The 14,923-nt window shown below is 70.3% G+C and carries 14 protein-coding genes; 13 read left to right on the top strand and 1 reads right to left on the bottom strand.

The window, feature by feature from the left end; genetic code table 11:
* Positions 1–6 precede the first annotated feature (6 nt).
* The gene (locus JWP60_RS09280) at positions 7–963 is read left to right on the top strand and encodes a tripartite tricarboxylate transporter substrate binding protein (protein WP_299789623.1); all 957 of its coding nucleotides are present in this window, start codon (positions 7–9) and stop codon (positions 961–963) included.
* Between the two features lie 7 nt (positions 964–970).
* Positions 971–1,903: a fumarylacetoacetate hydrolase family protein gene (locus tag JWP60_RS09275; RefSeq protein ID WP_299789620.1), complete on the top strand. Its 933-nt coding sequence runs from the start codon at positions 971–973 to the stop codon at positions 1,901–1,903.
* 28 nt (positions 1,904–1,931) lie between these two features.
* Here JWP60_RS09275 and JWP60_RS09270 read toward each other — a convergent pair whose 3' ends face one another.
* Positions 1,932–2,849 (bottom strand): LysR substrate-binding domain-containing protein, encoded by a 918-nt coding sequence (locus tag JWP60_RS09270; protein ID WP_299789618.1) that lies wholly within the window; start codon positions 2,847–2,849, stop codon positions 1,932–1,934.
* Positions 2,850–2,935: 86 nt separating this feature from the next.
* Here JWP60_RS09270 and JWP60_RS09265 point away from each other — a divergent pair, with 86 nt between their 5' ends.
* The 11 genes from JWP60_RS09265 (at position 2,936) to JWP60_RS09210 (ending at position 14,923) form a co-directional block, all read left to right on the top strand.
* Positions 2,936–4,384, top strand: coding sequence for an aldehyde dehydrogenase family protein (locus JWP60_RS09265; RefSeq protein WP_299789615.1), 1,449 nt, complete (start codon positions 2,936–2,938; stop codon positions 4,382–4,384).
* An 11-nt stretch (positions 4,385–4,395) separates the two neighbouring features.
* Positions 4,396–6,177 (top strand): thiamine pyrophosphate-requiring protein, encoded by a 1,782-nt coding sequence (locus tag JWP60_RS09260; protein ID WP_299789612.1) that lies wholly within the window; start codon positions 4,396–4,398, stop codon positions 6,175–6,177.
* Positions 6,178–6,302: 125 nt separating this feature from the next.
* Positions 6,303–7,394, top strand: coding sequence for a porin (locus tag JWP60_RS09255; protein WP_299789609.1), 1,092 nt, complete (start codon positions 6,303–6,305; stop codon positions 7,392–7,394).
* A 25-nt stretch (positions 7,395–7,419) separates the two neighbouring features.
* A complete protein-coding gene (locus JWP60_RS09250; protein ID WP_299789606.1) occupies positions 7,420–8,499 on the top strand; it encodes an extracellular solute-binding protein in 1,080 nt (359 codons plus the stop codon).
* Positions 8,500–8,538: 39 nt separating this feature from the next.
* Complete coding sequence (locus tag JWP60_RS09245; RefSeq protein WP_299789603.1) at positions 8,539–9,645, top strand: extracellular solute-binding protein; 1,107 nt, start codon at positions 8,539–8,541, stop codon at positions 9,643–9,645.
* Between the two features lies 1 nt (position 9,646).
* Positions 9,647–10,132 carry a DoxX family protein gene (locus JWP60_RS09240; protein ID WP_299789600.1) on the top strand — a complete coding sequence of 162 codons (486 nt, stop codon included), beginning with the start codon at positions 9,647–9,649 and terminating at the stop codon, positions 10,130–10,132.
* Between the two features lie 8 nt (positions 10,133–10,140).
* The gene (locus JWP60_RS09230; protein WP_363320835.1) at positions 10,141–11,337 is read left to right on the top strand and encodes a c-type cytochrome; all 1,197 of its coding nucleotides are present in this window, start codon (positions 10,141–10,143) and stop codon (positions 11,335–11,337) included.
* A gap of 7 nt (positions 11,338–11,344) precedes the next feature.
* Positions 11,345–11,806: a (2Fe-2S)-binding protein gene (locus JWP60_RS09225; RefSeq protein ID WP_299789597.1), complete on the top strand. Its 462-nt coding sequence runs from the start codon at positions 11,345–11,347 to the stop codon at positions 11,804–11,806.
* A gap of 23 nt (positions 11,807–11,829) precedes the next feature.
* Positions 11,830–12,327 (top strand): gluconate 2-dehydrogenase subunit 3 family protein, encoded by a 498-nt coding sequence (locus tag JWP60_RS09220; protein ID WP_299789594.1) that lies wholly within the window; start codon positions 11,830–11,832, stop codon positions 12,325–12,327.
* Positions 12,328–12,349: 22 nt separating this feature from the next.
* Entirely contained in the window at positions 12,350–12,715 is a 366-nt protein-coding gene (locus JWP60_RS09215) for a c-type cytochrome (protein WP_299789591.1), read from the top strand.
* A gap of 9 nt (positions 12,716–12,724) precedes the next feature.
* A complete protein-coding gene (locus tag JWP60_RS09210; RefSeq protein WP_299789588.1) occupies positions 12,725–14,923 on the top strand; it encodes a molybdopterin cofactor-binding domain-containing protein in 2,199 nt (732 codons plus the stop codon).

Raw genomic sequence — 14,923 nt, 5'->3', positions numbered from 1 at the left:
CTCCCGATGAAGACAATGACCCGCCGCTTCCTTGCGGCTCTTGCGCTGTGCTTCTGTGCCGCCGCATCGGCGCAGAAATTCCCGGACAAGCCCATCCACATCGTCGTGCCGTTCCCGCCCGGCGGCACGGCCGACCTGCTGCCGCGCCTGCTGGTGCCCGAGCTCTCGGCCGACCTGGGCGTGCCGGTGGTGGTGGACAACCGGGCTGGCGCCGGTGGCGTCCTCGCCGCCAACGTGGTCGCGCATGCCGAGCCCGACGGGTACACCTTGATGGTGGTCCCGGTCGGCTTCTTCTTCACCGAGCTGCTGTACAAGGTCAGCTTCGATCCGATGCGCTTCATGGGCATCACCATCCTGGCCTCGTATCCGAGCGTGCTGCTCGGAAGCCCCAAGCTACCGGCGAAGGACGTGCGCGAGTTGTTGTCCCTGGTCCGCGACAAGGGCGCCAGGCTGACCTATGCCAGCCCGGGCGCCGGCACCAACCAGCACCTCAGCGCCGAGATGATGAAGAGCGCCGCCCACATCGACATGACGCACGTGCCGTATCGGGGCGTGGCTGGCGCAGCCAGCGACCTGATCGGCGGCACGGTCGACGTCATGTTCGACAACCTGATCTCGGCCACGCCCTTCATCCAGTCGGGCAAGGTCAAGCTGCTGGGCGTCGGCAGCGCCAAGCGCAACCCCGCCTATCCGGACACGCCCGCGATCGGCGAGGTGCTGCCTGGCTACGAGTCGGAAACCTGGATGAGCGTCGTCGCGCCGCCCGGCACGCCGGCCGCCATCGTCAACCGGCTCAACGCGGCGTTCGTCCACGCGCTGGCCAACCCGGCCAACAACCAGCGCATTCGCAGCTGGCAGGCCCAACCCGTGGGCAACACGCCGGCGCAGATGGCCGCTGTCGTCAAGCGCGACGCGGCGCGCTGGACGCAGGTGATCCGCGCCATCAACCTCCAGCCCGAGTGAGCCGCCCATGACCAGCAACTACAGGATCCTGCGCTTCCGTGACGAACACGGCGCCGCCCGCGCCGGGGTGTTGCAAGGCGCCCGGGTCCTCGCCTTGCGCGACCTGGCGGGCTTCGAGGACGCCGATGCGGCCGACCCGCTGGCCGACTGGCCGGCTTTCGACCGGCGCTTGCGCGCCGCGCTTGCGGCCAGCGACAGCGCCAAGTTGCCGTCGCAGCCGCTCGCCGGCACCACGCTGCTCGCACCGCTGGCGCGCTTCGGTGCGCTGTACTGCGCCGGCGTCAACTACCGCGACCATGTGCAGGAGATGGCGCGCATCCAGAACCGCACGCCCGAACCCGACCCCAAGGTGTCGGGCTTTGCGCCCTGGCACTTCATCAAGCCCGCGCGCAGCTGCGTCGCCGATCCGGGCGCCAGTGTGGAGCGGCCGGCCGGCTGCGAGCGTCTCGACTGGGAGGCCGAACTGGCGGTGCTGATCGGCACGGAGGCGCGCCGTGTCGCGCCCGAAGACGCGCTGGCCCATGTCGCCGGCTACATGGTCGCCAACGACCTGTCGGCGCGCGACCTGAGTCGCCGGCCGCAGGTCGGTGCCGAGTCGGCGTTCCGTTTCGACTGGCTGGCGCACAAGGGCTTCGAGGGCTCGTGCCCGCTGGGCCCGTGGCTCACGCCGGCCCACGCCGTCGCCGACCCGCAGCGGCTCGCGATCCGGCTCTGGGTCAACGATGCGCTGAAGCAGGACTCGAGCACCGCCGAGATGATCTACAGCGCCGCCGAACAGATTGCCCACCTGTCGCAGCTGCGCACGCTCTACCCGGGCGACGTGGTGCTGACCGGCACGCCTTCGGGCGTCGGCAGCGCGCACCAGCAGTTCCTGCAGCCGGGGGACGAGGTGATCGTCGAGATCGAGAGCCTGGGCCGGCTCAGGACCCTGATCAGTTGACGATGGACCTCGCAGCCGGCAGCGGGCTTCAGGCCCGCGCGCCGGCGACGGATCGCAGGCAGGCGATGGCCTCATCGACCGCGGCGGAGCGCAACACGTCGCTGCGCCAATACATCGCGACGGTGCCGTGCGCGTGCAGCCGCAAGGGCAGGCGGCGCAGGATCTTCAGCTGCTCGTAACGAGCCGCGGCGCGGTCCGACACGATGCTGAGCATGTCGCTGCCGGCCAGCAACGCCAGGTTGGCGGTCATCGAGTTCAGCTGCAGGTGATCGTCGGGCGCAATCTCACCGGCATGCGCCAGCGCCGCGTCGAAGATGGCGCGGATCGGCGTGCCGTTGGGCCACAGGATCCAGCGGTAGCGGCGCAGGTCGGCCCAACCGAGCTGGCGCCGCCGGTGCAGCGGATGTCCGGCGCGCGCGACGAAGTGGACTTGCTCGTCGTGCAGGTCCTCGGACTCCAGCATTGCCTGGTTGTGCTCCGGCGCCGAACGGCCCACCACCAGGTCGAGCTCGCCGCGTTGCAGTTGCCGGATCAATTCGTCCATCGTGTTCTCCACCAGGCGCACGCGAACTTGCGGCATCGCCTGCAGCAAGGCCAGCACCGCCATCGGCGCCGCGTCGGGCGCGGCGGCGCCGGAGGCACCGATCATCACCAGCCCGCTGGCGCCTTGCCGCAGCGCCGTCATCTCGTCGCGGCCGCGATCGAGTTCGGCTTCGACGCGGCGCGCATGGCGCAGCAGCGCTTCGCCGTACGCAGTGGGCCGCAGGCCGCGCGCGTGGCGCTCGAACAGCGGCAGTCCGATGTCGGTCTCGATCTCCTTCAGCCATTTCGACAGACCCGGCTGGGTCGTGTGAAGCAGTTCGGCGGAGCGGCTGACGTTACGCGTCTCGGCGAGGCTGATCAGCATCTGCAGGTTGCGCAAGCGCAGCCGGTGGGTCCAGTCCATCGTTCTCTCGGTATGTTCTGTGAGACATGGATTAGATCAAAAAATCATTGGTCGGTGCATACCTCGATCTCCATACTCGCGCCGCAATGCAAACCGCCCTTCACTACATCGACGGCCACTGGCTGCCCTCCATCGACGGCCAGGAACGCGTGGGCATCGCCGTCGATCCCGCCAGCGGCGAGCCCGCTTGCCACTTCAGCGAAGGCGGAGCGCCGGAGGCCGAGGCCGCCGTCGGCGCCGCCCTCCAGGCTTTTGAAGCCGGCCTGTGGGCGCACAGCCCGCGCCTGCGCGCCGACGTGTTGCTGGGCTTCGCCGACCGGCTCGATGCGTCCAAGGACCGGGTGGCCGATTGGCTCGTGACCCTCAATGGCAAGCTGTGGCGCGAAGCCATGGGTGAAGTCGTGGCCGCCATCTCGGAGCTGCGTTACTACGCCGGCCTGGCGCGCAACCTGTTCGGCCGCGTCATCGAGGTGGCGCCCGGCTGCCATGCCTCGCTGGAGCGCGAGGCCGCCGGCCTCGCCGTGATCATCCTGCCCTGGAACGCGCCGATCACGCTGCTGGTGCGCTCGCTGGCGCCGGCGCTGGCCGCCGGGTGCACGGTGGTCATCAAGCCGGCGCCCCAGACTGCGCTGGCGCACAACCTGGTGCTGGAAGCGCTGGTCTCCGACCCGTTGCTGCCGCCCGGCGTCGTCAACTCGGTGATCGAGTCGGGCTCCGAGGTGTCGCGCACGCTGTGCGCCTCGCCCGATGTCGACGTGATCAGCTTTACCGGTTCGACCGCGGTCGGCAAGGCGATCGCGATGAGCGCGTCCCACACGCTGGCGCGGCTGTCGCTGGAGCTCGGGGGCAAGGCGCCGGCGCTGGTGTTCCGCGATTGCGCGATCGACCGCACCATCGCCGGCATCGTGTCCGGCGCGCTGGTCCTCGCGGGCCAGCAATGCACCGCGATCGCCCGCGTGCTCGTCGACGACGCGATTTATCCCGATTTCTCCAGGCGACTCGCCGATGCCCTGAAGGCGGTCAAGGTCGGCCGCGGCCGCGACCCCGGCTCCGACATGGGCTGCCTGATCGACCGCGGCAACCGCGACCGCATCGACGCCCTCGTGACGGAGGCCGGGCGCAATCACCGCGTCCTGTTGCGCGGCCGTGCGCCCGGTGGCTTGCCGCTGGCCGGCGCGTTCATCGAGCCCAGCCTGGTGGAGGTCGAAGACCTCGCCAGTCCGCTGGTGCAGCAGGAACTGTTCGGGCCGCTGCTGGTGATCGAACGCTTCCGCGACGAAGACGAGGCGGTGCGGCGCGCCAATGCGACGCGCTACGGCCTGGCGGCGAGCGTGTGGACCGAGGACGCGCGCAAGGCCCGGCGCGTCGCCGGCCGGCTGCGCAGCGGCACGGTCTGGAGCAACACGCACAACCGCCTGTTCGCCGAAGCCGAGACCGGCGGCCAGCGTGACAGCGGGTACGGCCGGCTGCACGGCGCCGAAGGTCTGAACGACTTCCTCGCCACCAAGCATTACTACCACGAGACCCTGGCCTGAACCAACGGCCCATGAGCACGAAAGAAATGACCTACTCGGACACCCACGCGGCTGCGGCCGAAACGGCGGCCGCTGCGCATCACAGCAGCGCCCACTACTTCCTCGAAGGGCTGGCGGAACTCGGCCTCGATTTCGTGTTCGCCAACTTCGGTACCGACCACGTTTCGCTGATCGAGGAACTGGCGCGCTGGCGCAAGGAAGGGCGGGCCCACACCGACGTGGTGCTGTGCCCGCACGAGAACGTGGCCATCCACATGGCCGCCGGCTATGCGGCGGTCACCGGCCGCGGCCAGGCCGTGATGGTGCACGTCGACGCCGGCACTGCCAACGCGGCGATGGGCATGCATAACCTGTTCCGCAGCCGTTTGCCCTGCATGCTGATCGCGGGCCGTGCGCCGTTCACGATACGGGGCGAACTCGAGGCCTCGCGCGACAACTACGTGCACTTCGTGCAGGACCCCTTCGACATCGCCAGCCTGGTGCGGCCTTACGTCAAGTGGGAGTACTCGCTGATGAGCGGCGTGGTGACCAAGGAGGTGCTGCGGCGCGGCCACTCCGTGATGCAGAGCGACCCGCCGGGCCCGGTCTACCTGACCCTGCCGCGCGAAGTGCTCGCCGAGTCCTGGCAGGCCTCGCAGGTGCAGAGCTTTCCGGCCGAACGCTTCGGCTCCGTGCAGCTGGGAGGGATCGATGAAGCGCGCGCGCAGGCCATCGCCACGCGCCTGCTCGAGGCCGACAACCCGATCGCGGTGACCTCTTATCTCGGGCGCAGGCCCGAGGCGGTCGAGGCCCTGGTGGAGCTGGCGGAACTGGCCGGCGTGCGGGTGTTCGACTTCATCCCGACGCAGATGAACTTCCCGCGCAACTCGCCGTGCTTCGGCGGCTTCGACCCGGCCGAAGCGCAGCGCGGCGCCGACGTCGGCCTGCTGCTCGATGTCGACGTGCCATGGCTGCCGCAGTTCGTGCGGGAGAACACGGCGCTGCGCTGGGTGCACGTCGACGTCGACCCGATCAAGAAGGACTTCCCGATGTGGGGCTTCGCCACCGACCTGCGCGTGCAGGCCGATTGCGCGAGCGTGCTGCGGCAGGTCGCGCGCCTCGTCCGCGCCCAGGCCGATGCCGGCTTCCATGCCAGGGTCAAGGCCCGCATCGCGAGCTGGGCGGCCGCCGGCCAGGCGCGCCGGGATCAGGCCGCGCGGCTGGCCGACCACCCGGGCGAACGCGGCGCCATCTCGCCGGCCTTCGTGTGCGCCGCCGTCGGCCGCTTGCTCGACCCGCAGGACATCGTCGTCAACGAGGCGGTCCGCAACATGCCCGCGGTGTGGAACCAGATTCCGCGCAGCCAGCCGTCGACGCTGATCGGCTCGGCCGGCGGCGGCCTCGGCTACAGCGGCGGCATGGCCCTGGGCGCCAAGCTCGCGAAGCCGAATGTGCGGGTGGTCCAGATCGTCGGCGACGGCGGCTTCCATTTCTCGACGCCGGACTCCGTTTACGCGGTGGCGCAGCGCTATCGGCTGGCGATCCTCACGATCGTTCTCGACAACGGCGGCTGGCAGGCGGTCAAGGACGCGGTGCTGCGCGTCTATCCCGACGGCTCGGCGGCGCAGACCGACGACTACCAAGCCCGGCTGCAAGGCCCGCAACGCCATTTCGAAAAGATCGGCCAGGCCTTCGGCGCCTATGGCGAACGCGTCGACGACCCGATGGAGCTCGAAGCGGCGCTGGCCCGCGCGCTCGCGGCCGTCGACAGCGGCCAGGCGGCCGTGCTCAACGTGCAGGTCGGCTTGCAGTGAACGCAATCGCACGGGCGAGCCTGGGCTAGGAGGGCTCGCCCGAAAACGCAGCTGCGGAGGCGGGCGCCCCACGCAGCGAAGACCAGGGATGTGGCGCCGTTCCCCAAAAACGACTCGGAGACAAATTGAAGAAACTTATCGTATGTGCGCTCGCTTGCGGCGCTTCGACCCTGGCGCTCGCGCAATCGAACGTGACCATTTTCGGCTTCGTCGACGCGACGGTCGGCCACTACAACGTAGCCGGCGTCCAGTCGGTCACCAAGATGGTCAGCGGCGGCAACCAGGCCAGCCGGCTGGGCTTCCGCGGCACCGAAGACCTGGGCGGCGGCCTGGCCGCGGGCTTCTGGATCGAGGGGCAGTTCGCCACCGACACCGGCGCCGGCAGCGGGAGCAACACCAACAACACGGCCTCCGGCAACGGCACCGGGCAATCGGGGTTCTCGTTCAACCGGCGTTCCACCGTCAGCCTGTTCACTCCGGCCGGCGAACTGCGCTTGGGCCGCGACTACAACCCCACGGTCTGGCAGAACGTGTGGTGGGACCCGTTCCTGGCCAGCGGCGTCGCGAGCGCGACCAACCTGGCTTTTGCCGGCACCTCCGGTGCGGGCGTCAACGCGATGCGCAACTCCAACAGCATCGGCTACGTCTACAACTCCTCCGTCTATGTCGACAACCGGGTGGGGCTGTACGGGCAGGCGCAATACGCCATGGGCGAAGGCACCTCCGGAACGGCCACGGCCTCGGACGGCGATGTGGTCGCGGCGCTGGTCGGCTATCGCTACGGCGCCTTCAACGGCTCGATCGCCTATTCGAAGACCAAGCTGGCCTCGGTGCGGGACTACACCCAGACCAACGCCGGCGGCGCCTGGGACCTCGGCGTCGTCAAGCTGTACGGCGAATACGGCATCGCCAACAGCGGCATGCCGGGCACCCGCTACAGCAGCTACATGATCGGCGCCAAGATCCCGCTGGGCTCCGGCTACATCCCGGTGGCGCTGCAGACCGTGTCGCAGAACAACGCCGCGGACTCGAAGGCCAACCAGTACGCGATCGGCTACGTCTACAACTTCTCGATCAAGACCGCGATCTACGCGTCGTACGCCCGCATCGCCAACAAGAGCGGCATGGGGCTCACCGTCGGCAACGGTTCGGGCCTGCCGGGCTCGCCCAACGCGACCTCGTCGGGCACGGAAATCGGCCTGCGCACGACCTTCTGACGCGTCGCGCCCAAGGAGACCCCACATGTCCATGCATCAAGAGGCCGGGCGGCGGCAGTTCCTGAAGACCGCGCTGGTCGCCGGCGGCGCGGCCGCCGGCCTGCCCGGCTGCGCCACGACGGCGCCCGACACGCTGGCCCAGTTGTACGCCAGGGCCAGGCAGGAAGCATCGGTGGTCTATTGCGGCGGCGGCCCCGCGGCCGCGCACCGCAATTCGATCGAGCAGTTCACCAAGGCCTACCCGGGCATCGAGGTCAAGCTGGTGAGCGGCTACAGCCGCGACCTGGTCACCGGCATCGACCAGCAGCTGGCCGGCAACCGGGTCGAGACCGACCTGGCCACGCTGCAGACGATCCAGGACTATGTGCGCTGGCGGCGCGCCGGCGCGCTGCTGCCCTACCGCGGGCCGGAGTTCGGCCGCGTGGCCGACACCTTCAAGGACCCCGACGGCGCCAGCGTCGCGGTGCGCGTGTTCGCGCTCGCCTACGGCTACAACCCCGATCTCGTGGCGCCGCAGGACGTGCCGAAGTCGGCGCTGGACTTCCTGCACCCGAGGTTCAGCGGCAAGGTCATCTCGACCTACCCGCACGACGACGAGATCACGCTGTACCTCTATTACACGATCGTGCAGAAGTACGGCTGGGGCTGGCTGGACCGACTGCTGGCCAACCAGCCGCGCTTCATCCGCGGCCACCTCGGCACCGCGCAGGAAGTCGCGCGCGGCCGCGCGGCGGTGTCGTTCGACATCTCCGCGGGGAGCACCGCCGCGATGACCGCTGCCGGCGGCGGCCGGATCCTGGTGGCGTTCCCGGCCGAGGACCAGGTGCCGATCTGGGAAACCCGCTGCGGCATCTTCAAGCAGGCGAAGCACCCGAATGCCGCCAAGCTGTTCCAGGCCTTTTTGCTTTCGAGCGACTACCAGGCGCGCCAGGGCGTGTGGTCGACCCGCACCGACGCCACGCCGGCCGGCGGCCTGAAGCCCATCGCCTCGTACAACGTGGCCTCGCAGTTCAAGGACTTCATCATGAACGAGCCGCTGGTCGCCGACCTGCGCAAGCGCTTCGAGGCCGCCATCGGCCCAGTGGCTGGCGACATCGTGCTGTAGCCAGGCCACACAACGACAACAACATCCAGGAGACCCAGCTTGTCCTCACATGAATTCCAGGGCGGCCCGCGCCGCCGCTTTCTCACTTCCGTGCTGGCCGCGGGCGGCGCCGCCTACCTGCCCGGCTGCGCGACACTCGCACCCGCCGACACGCTCGAAAGCCTGTACGCCGCGGCCAGGCGCGAAGGCAGCATCACCTACTACGGCGGCGGCCCGATCGCCGCCCACCGGCAGGCTGCCGACGGTTTTTCGAAGATGTTTCCCGGCATCCAGGTGAACATCGCGTCCGGCAACAGCAACGAGCTGGCGCCGCGCATCGACCAGCAGCTCGCCGCCCGCAAGCTGGAGGTGGACGTCACGCTGCTGCAGACCGTGCAGGACTTCGACCGCTGGAAGCGGGCCGGCGCGATGGCGCTCTATCGCGGCCCCACCTACGGCGGCGTGCACGAAGCTTTCAAGGATGCGGACGGCGGCAGCATCGGCGTGCGCGTCTCGGCCATCGTCTATGCGTACAACGGCAGCCTGCTGGCGCCTGCGGACGTGCCGAAGTCGGCGCTGGACTTCCTGCATCCGCGCTTTCGCGGCGGCAAGATCATCTCGAACTATCCGCACGACGACGACGTCTCGCTCTTCAACTACCACACGATCGTGCAGAAGTACGGCTGGAAGTGGATGGACGGCCTGATGGCCAACCAGCCGCGGTTCATTCGCGGCCACGTCGGGGTGGCGGAGGAGATCGCCCGCGGCCGTGCCATCGCGTCCTTCGACGCCACCGTCGCCACCGCCAACATGCCGACCAACAAGGGCCGCACCAAGGTGTCCTTCCCGGTCGACGACCTGGTGCCGATCTTCACCCTGCGCTGCGGCATCTTCAAGGACTGCCCGCATCCGAACGCGGCGCGCCTGTTCGAGGCCTGGCTGCTGTCCAAGGACTACCAGGCGAGCGCCGGCATGTGGCCGACGCGCGCGGATGTGCCGGCGACCGGCGGGCTGCAGCCGATCACCAGCTACCGCCTGGCCAACAATTTCCGCGAGTTCGTCGAGGACGAGGCGCTGGTCGCCGATCTGCGCAAGCGCTTCGAGTCGTACATCGGCCCGATCAAGGGCGAGCCGGTGCTGGGCCCGACGCCGGAGCCGGGGAGCTGAGATGCCGGCCATTCCCGCCAGCAAGGCGCTGCTCCTCTACCTGCGCCTGGCGATGGCCTGGACCTTCCTCTACGCGGGATGGAGCCAGGTCTTCGCCCCCGGCTTCAGCGTGGCCGGGTTCCTGGGCCACACCAGGACCTTCCACGACTTCTTTGCCGTCTTGGCGGCGCCGGCGGCGGCGCCGCTGGTCAGCACACTGGTGGCCTATGGCCATCTGCTGATCGGCCTGTCGCTGCTGGCCGGCCTCATGGTGCGGGTCAGCGCGCCCTGCGGCGCGGTGCTGATGCTCCTGTACTGGCTGGCGCACATGGACTGGCCCTACATCGAGAACCGGACCGACTTCATCGTCGACCAGCACCTGGTCTATGCGGGCGTCCTGCTGTACCTGGCCGCGGCGCGCGCCGGCCATCTGGCCGGCCTCGATGCGCTCGCCGGGCGCGGCAGCTTCGTGCAGCGTCACCGGCGGCTGCGGCAGCTGTTCGCCTGAGTCCGGCCATGCGGTTGATCCTTCTTGTGGGGGCCGCGCTGGCCCTGGCGCAGGCCGCGCCGGCGCAGGCCAACCTGGACCTCGCGCGGCAGAAGAACTGCCTGGCTTGCCACGCAGTGGACCAGCGGCTGCTGGGCCCCTCGTACCAGGACGTGGCGGCGCGCTACCGCGGGCAGCCCGAGGCGGTCGACAAGCTCACCGCCAAGGTTCTGCAGGGCAGCGCGGGTGCATGGGGCACGATGCCCATGCCGCCCAATCGGGTGACGCCGGCGGAGGCCCGCCAGCTGGTGCTGTGGGTGCTGAGCCTGGCGCCCGGCAGCGCCCAGGCAGCGCCGCTCGCGCAGCCGTCGCAGGCGGCTGCACCGGCCTGGACCACCGCGGCGGCGTCCACCGCCTCGCTGAAGAAATCGGAGCGCCCCGCCGACCCGCGGGTCCTCGAACGCGGCCGCTACCTGGTCAACTCCGTGCTGTCCTGCGGCAACTGCCACTCGCCGCGCGACGACGACAACAAGGTCATCGCCGGCCGCGAACTTTCAGGCGGCCGGACCTACGACACGCCGATGTTCCGCGTCACGCCCGGCAACCTGACGTCGGACCCGGAGACCGGGCTGGGCGGCTGGTCGGCCGAGGACCTCAAGCGCGCGCTGACGCAAGGCGTCCGGCCCAACGGCCTGCCCCTGGCGCCGATGATGCCGGTGGCCTTCTTCAAGGCCATGACCGAGGAGGACCTCGACGCCGTGGCGGCCTACGTGCTGTCGCTGCCACCGCAGCGCAACCCGATCCCCGCGCCGGTGTACCGCCAGCCCTTCCACGCCGAGGAGGTGCCCGATGCGCGGCGTCCGTTCACGGCGCAAGAGGTCCTGGCCGACGAGGCCACCCGCGGCCGCTACCTCGCGACCCTGGGCCACTGCCTCGACTGCCACACGCCGGTGGTCGGCGGCAAGACCGACATCGCGGCCGACGGCGGCCGCGGCGGCAAGCGGGTCGGGCTGCAGAAACTGCTGGTGCCGAACATCACCTCGCACCCGACCGCCGGCCTGGGCGGCTGGACCGACGCCGAGATCAGGCGGGCGCTCACCAAGGGCATCTCGCGCGATGGCCGCCCGCTGCAGTACCCGATGCCGTGGCCCTTCCTCGCCACCCTCCAGGGCCGTGACGTCGACGCGCTGATGGCCTGGCTGCGCCGGCTGCCGGCCAAGGAATGAGAACCCCATGGCCACTTTGAAAGTCAACGGCAAGTCCGTCCGCAGTGAGGGGCCCGACAGCACCGCGCTGCTGTGGGTGCTGCGCGAGCAGATCGGCCTCACCGGCACCAAGTTCGGCTGCGGCATCGGGGTGTGCGGCGCCTGCACCGTGCATGTCGACGGCCAGCCGGCGCGCGCCTGCGTGACGCCGGTGGGCGAGGTGCGCGGCAAGGCGATCACCACGATCGAAGGGCTGGCGCCGCGCGGCGACCATCCGCTGCAGAAGGCGTGGATCGCCGAGCAGGTGCCGCAATGCGGCTACTGCCAGTCGGGCCAGATCATGCAGGCCGCGGCCCTGCTGCGGCAGGTCAAGGCGCCCACGCGCGAGCAGATCGTCGAGCACATGGACCGCAACCTGTGCCGCTGCGGCACCTACAGCCGCATCGTGCGCGCCGTGGAGCGGGCGGCGAAAGACGGCGACGGCGCCTGACGCAGAGCCGGGAAGACATCACGATGACCGAAAGACACGCCGGCCAGCGCCGGGGATTCCTCAAGCAGGTGGTGGGCGCCACCGGATCGCTGCCGCTCGTGCAAGCGCTCGCGATTGCCGGCACGGCGACGGGCTCCGCGCAGGCGGTGGCGGCCACGCCCTCCGCGCCCGCGGCGACACCGCAGGTCGGCTACCTGTGCTTCGGCCAGGACGAGGCCGCCTTCGTCGAGGCCCTGGTCAACGTGATGTGCCCGGCGGATGCGTACACACCGAACGGCGTCGACTGCGGCCTGGCCGTGTTCATGGACCGCCAGCTGGCCGGGGCCTTCGGCCGCGGCGCCAAGCGCTATATGCAAGGCCCTGGCTGGCCGGCAAGCCGCAGCACGGCAACCCTGTTCGTGGTCGGCGCCTCGGTCTTCCCGCACAACGCCGGCTACAACCCGACCGGTCCGCTGGCGGCGATGGCGCTGCGGGTCGGCGACGACATCGCGTCGTACGTCGAGCGCCCGCGCGTCCTCTGACGATGGGTCGCGGAGCCAACCCATGCTGAAAATCTTCCGGCACAACGTTGCCGTGCTGCTTGCCGCTGCCGCCGGCGCCGCCCTGGCGCAGGACCCGACGGCCGGCCAAGCCGCCTTCGCCCAATGCGCCGCCTGCCATTCGGTCGATGGCAGCCTCGGCACCGGCCCCAGCCTGCGGGGCATCGCCGGCCGCAAGGCCGGCAGCGTCGAAGGTTTTCGCTACAGCCGCGCACTGAAGAACGCCGGGTATGTCTGGGACGCCCGCTCGCTGGACGCCTTCATCGCCGAGCCCCAGAAGGCGCTGGCCGGAACCCTGATGCCGTTTGCCGGGGTGCCGGACGCGCAGCAACGGGCCGACCTGGTCGCCTTCCTGTTGACGCTCCACTAGAGAACATCCATGAATCTGCTTCCCATCGTGACGCGCCGCGGCTTTCTCGGCGGCAGCGGCGCACTGAGCCTCGCGGTGCTGGCGGGCGGCGCGCTGGTGTTCGAGTCCGGCGCATCCGCGCAATCGGGCGCCGCACCGGCCAACGTCTGGGTCAGCATCAATGGCGACGACAGCGTCACGATCCGCCTGGCGGCGATGGAAATGGGCCAGGGCGTCATGACGGCGCTGCCGCTGATCCTGGCCGAGGAACTCGATGCCGACTGGTCCAAGGTGCGGGTCGAGGCCGTGACCCACGACCCCGCCACCTACGGCAACAGCAAGCTCGGCGGCGCGCTCTACACCGCCGGCAGCACCTCGGTCGAGGCCTATTACGACATCCTGCGCAAAGCCGGCGCGACGATGCGGCGCGCGTTGATCTACACGGCGGCGCGGCACTGGTCGGTGCCGCCGGCGACGCTGGTCTCCGAGCCCGGCGCGATCGTCGACCGCGCCAACGGCCGGCGCCTGCGCTTCGGCCAGGTCGTCGCACTGGGGTTGCCGCTGACCGCGGTGCCTGCCGTCACCGAGGCCGACCTCAAGCCCGCCAGCGCGTATCGCCTGATCGGCCGCGATGTGCCGCGGCTGGAACTGCCGGCCAAGACCCGGGGCGCGACGCTGTATGGCATCGACGTGCGCGTGCCGGGCATGGTCTACGCCTGCGTCGCGCGGGCGCCGGTGGAAGGCGAGACCGTGGTGTCGGTGGACGATGCGCGCGCCAGGGCCTTGCCCGGCGTGCTGGCGGTGGTGCGCCTGCCCGGCGCCGTGGCCGTCGTCGCCGAACGCTGGGACACGGCGCTGGCGGCGCGCGCCGTGCTGGCGGTCGAATGGACGACCAGCTCGCCCTTCCGCAGCGCCGACAGCACCGTCGACCTGGCGCACGACGTGGCCGTCGCGGCCGATCCGGCGCAGCGCGGCGTGCCCTGGTTCCCGCGCGGTGACGCACCCGGCGAGCTGGCGCGCGCGGCCACGGTGGTGGAGGCCAGCTACGCCACCGAACACGTTTATCACGCGCAGATGGAACCGCTGGCGGCCGTCGCGGCGGTGGACGCCGACGGCAAGGGCGCGGAGATCTGGCTCGGCACGCAGGCCCAGACTTCGTCGCTGGCGATTGCCACCGAGCTGCTCGAGACCACGCCCGAGCGCATCCGCTTCCATGCCTTGCAGATGGGCGGCGGCTTCGGCCGCCGCACCACCTTCGCGCGCGAACTACTGCGTGACGCGCTGCTCCTGTCGCGCCAGCTGGGCCGGCCAGTCAAGTTGATCTGGACGCGCGAAGACGACATCAAGAACGGCTGGTTCCGTCCGGCCACGGCGCATCGCCTGCGGGCCGCGCTCGACGTCGACGGCCGCGTGATCGCCTGGCACCACCGGGTGGCGAGCCCGTCGATCGTCGGCTACGACACGCCGCAGATGCTGGCGAAGATGGGCAACCGCGATCCCCTGGTGATGGCCGGTGCCGACGGTTCGCCGTACACCGTTCCACATTTCCTCGCCGAGCACCTGCTCACACCGCGGCGCGCGCGCGTGGCCGCGTGGCGCGGCATCGGCCGCGGCCACAACAGCTTCGCCAGCGAATGTTTCGTCGACGAGCTCGCGGCCGCGGCGAAGCTGGACCCGGTGAGCTTCAGGCGGCGCATGCTGGCCGGCCATCCCCGTGCCGGCGCGGTGCTCGACAAGGTGCTGGCGATGTCGAACTTCGGCGCCGCGCCGGCCGGCCGCGCCCATGGCCTGGCGCTCGCGCCCCTGAAGAACTCGATGGCTGCGGGTGTCGCCGAAATCTCGGTCGACCGCGCCAGCGGCGTGATCCGCGTGCATCGCTTCTGGGCCGCGGTCGACGTCGGCCCGGTGATCCAGCCGCGCAACCTGGCCGCGCAGGTCGAAGGCGGCATCGTCTTCGGCCTGTCGGGGCTGCTGAAGGAGCGCATCACGATCCGGCAGGGCGAAGTGCAGCAGAACAATTTTCACGACTACCCGCTGCTGCGCGCCAGCGAAGTGCCCGACATCCAGGTGGCGATGCTGGCATCGGACGGCCCGCCCAGCGGCGCCGGCGAACTCGGCGTGCCGATGACGGGCGCCGCCGTCGCCAACGCGTTCCACGCGCTCACCGGCGTTCGGCTGCGCCAGATGCCGTTCGACCCGGCGCGGGTCAAGTCCGCGCTGGCGACCTGA

The sequence above is a fragment of the Ramlibacter sp. genome (genome assembly GCF_028291745.1).
Taxonomy (GTDB): domain Bacteria; phylum Pseudomonadota; class Gammaproteobacteria; order Burkholderiales; family Burkholderiaceae_C; genus Ramlibacter.
Note: the sequence above shows the minus strand (reverse complement) of the source record. Positions and strands in the feature narration are given on the sequence as shown.

What these genes read in the sequence shown, in the direction of transcription:
- JWP60_RS09280 (WP_299789623.1), top strand. Translation starts at nt 7, where the DNA reads ATGAAGACAATGACCCGCCGCTTCCTTGCGGCTCTTGCGCTGTGCTTC.
- JWP60_RS09275 (WP_299789620.1), top strand. Translation starts at nt 971, where the DNA reads ATGACCAGCAACTACAGGATCCTGCGCTTCCGTGACGAACACGGCGCC.
- JWP60_RS09270 (WP_299789618.1), bottom strand. Translation starts at nt 2,849, where the DNA reads ATGGACTGGACCCACCGGCTGCGCTTGCGCAACCTGCAGATGCTGATC.
- JWP60_RS09265 (WP_299789615.1), top strand. Translation starts at nt 2,936, where the DNA reads ATGCAAACCGCCCTTCACTACATCGACGGCCACTGGCTGCCCTCCATC.
- JWP60_RS09260 (WP_299789612.1), top strand. Translation starts at nt 4,396, where the DNA reads ATGAGCACGAAAGAAATGACCTACTCGGACACCCACGCGGCTGCGGCC.
- JWP60_RS09250 (WP_299789606.1), top strand. Translation starts at nt 7,420, where the DNA reads ATGTCCATGCATCAAGAGGCCGGGCGGCGGCAGTTCCTGAAGACCGCG.
- JWP60_RS09240 (WP_299789600.1), top strand. Translation starts at nt 9,647, where the DNA reads ATGCCGGCCATTCCCGCCAGCAAGGCGCTGCTCCTCTACCTGCGCCTG.
- JWP60_RS09230 (WP_363320835.1), top strand. Translation starts at nt 10,141, where the DNA reads ATGCGGTTGATCCTTCTTGTGGGGGCCGCGCTGGCCCTGGCGCAGGCC.
- JWP60_RS09225 (WP_299789597.1), top strand. Translation starts at nt 11,345, where the DNA reads ATGGCCACTTTGAAAGTCAACGGCAAGTCCGTCCGCAGTGAGGGGCCC.
- JWP60_RS09220 (WP_299789594.1), top strand. Translation starts at nt 11,830, where the DNA reads ATGACCGAAAGACACGCCGGCCAGCGCCGGGGATTCCTCAAGCAGGTG.
- JWP60_RS09215 (WP_299789591.1), top strand. Translation starts at nt 12,350, where the DNA reads ATGCTGAAAATCTTCCGGCACAACGTTGCCGTGCTGCTTGCCGCTGCC.
- JWP60_RS09210 (WP_299789588.1), top strand. Translation starts at nt 12,725, where the DNA reads ATGAATCTGCTTCCCATCGTGACGCGCCGCGGCTTTCTCGGCGGCAGC.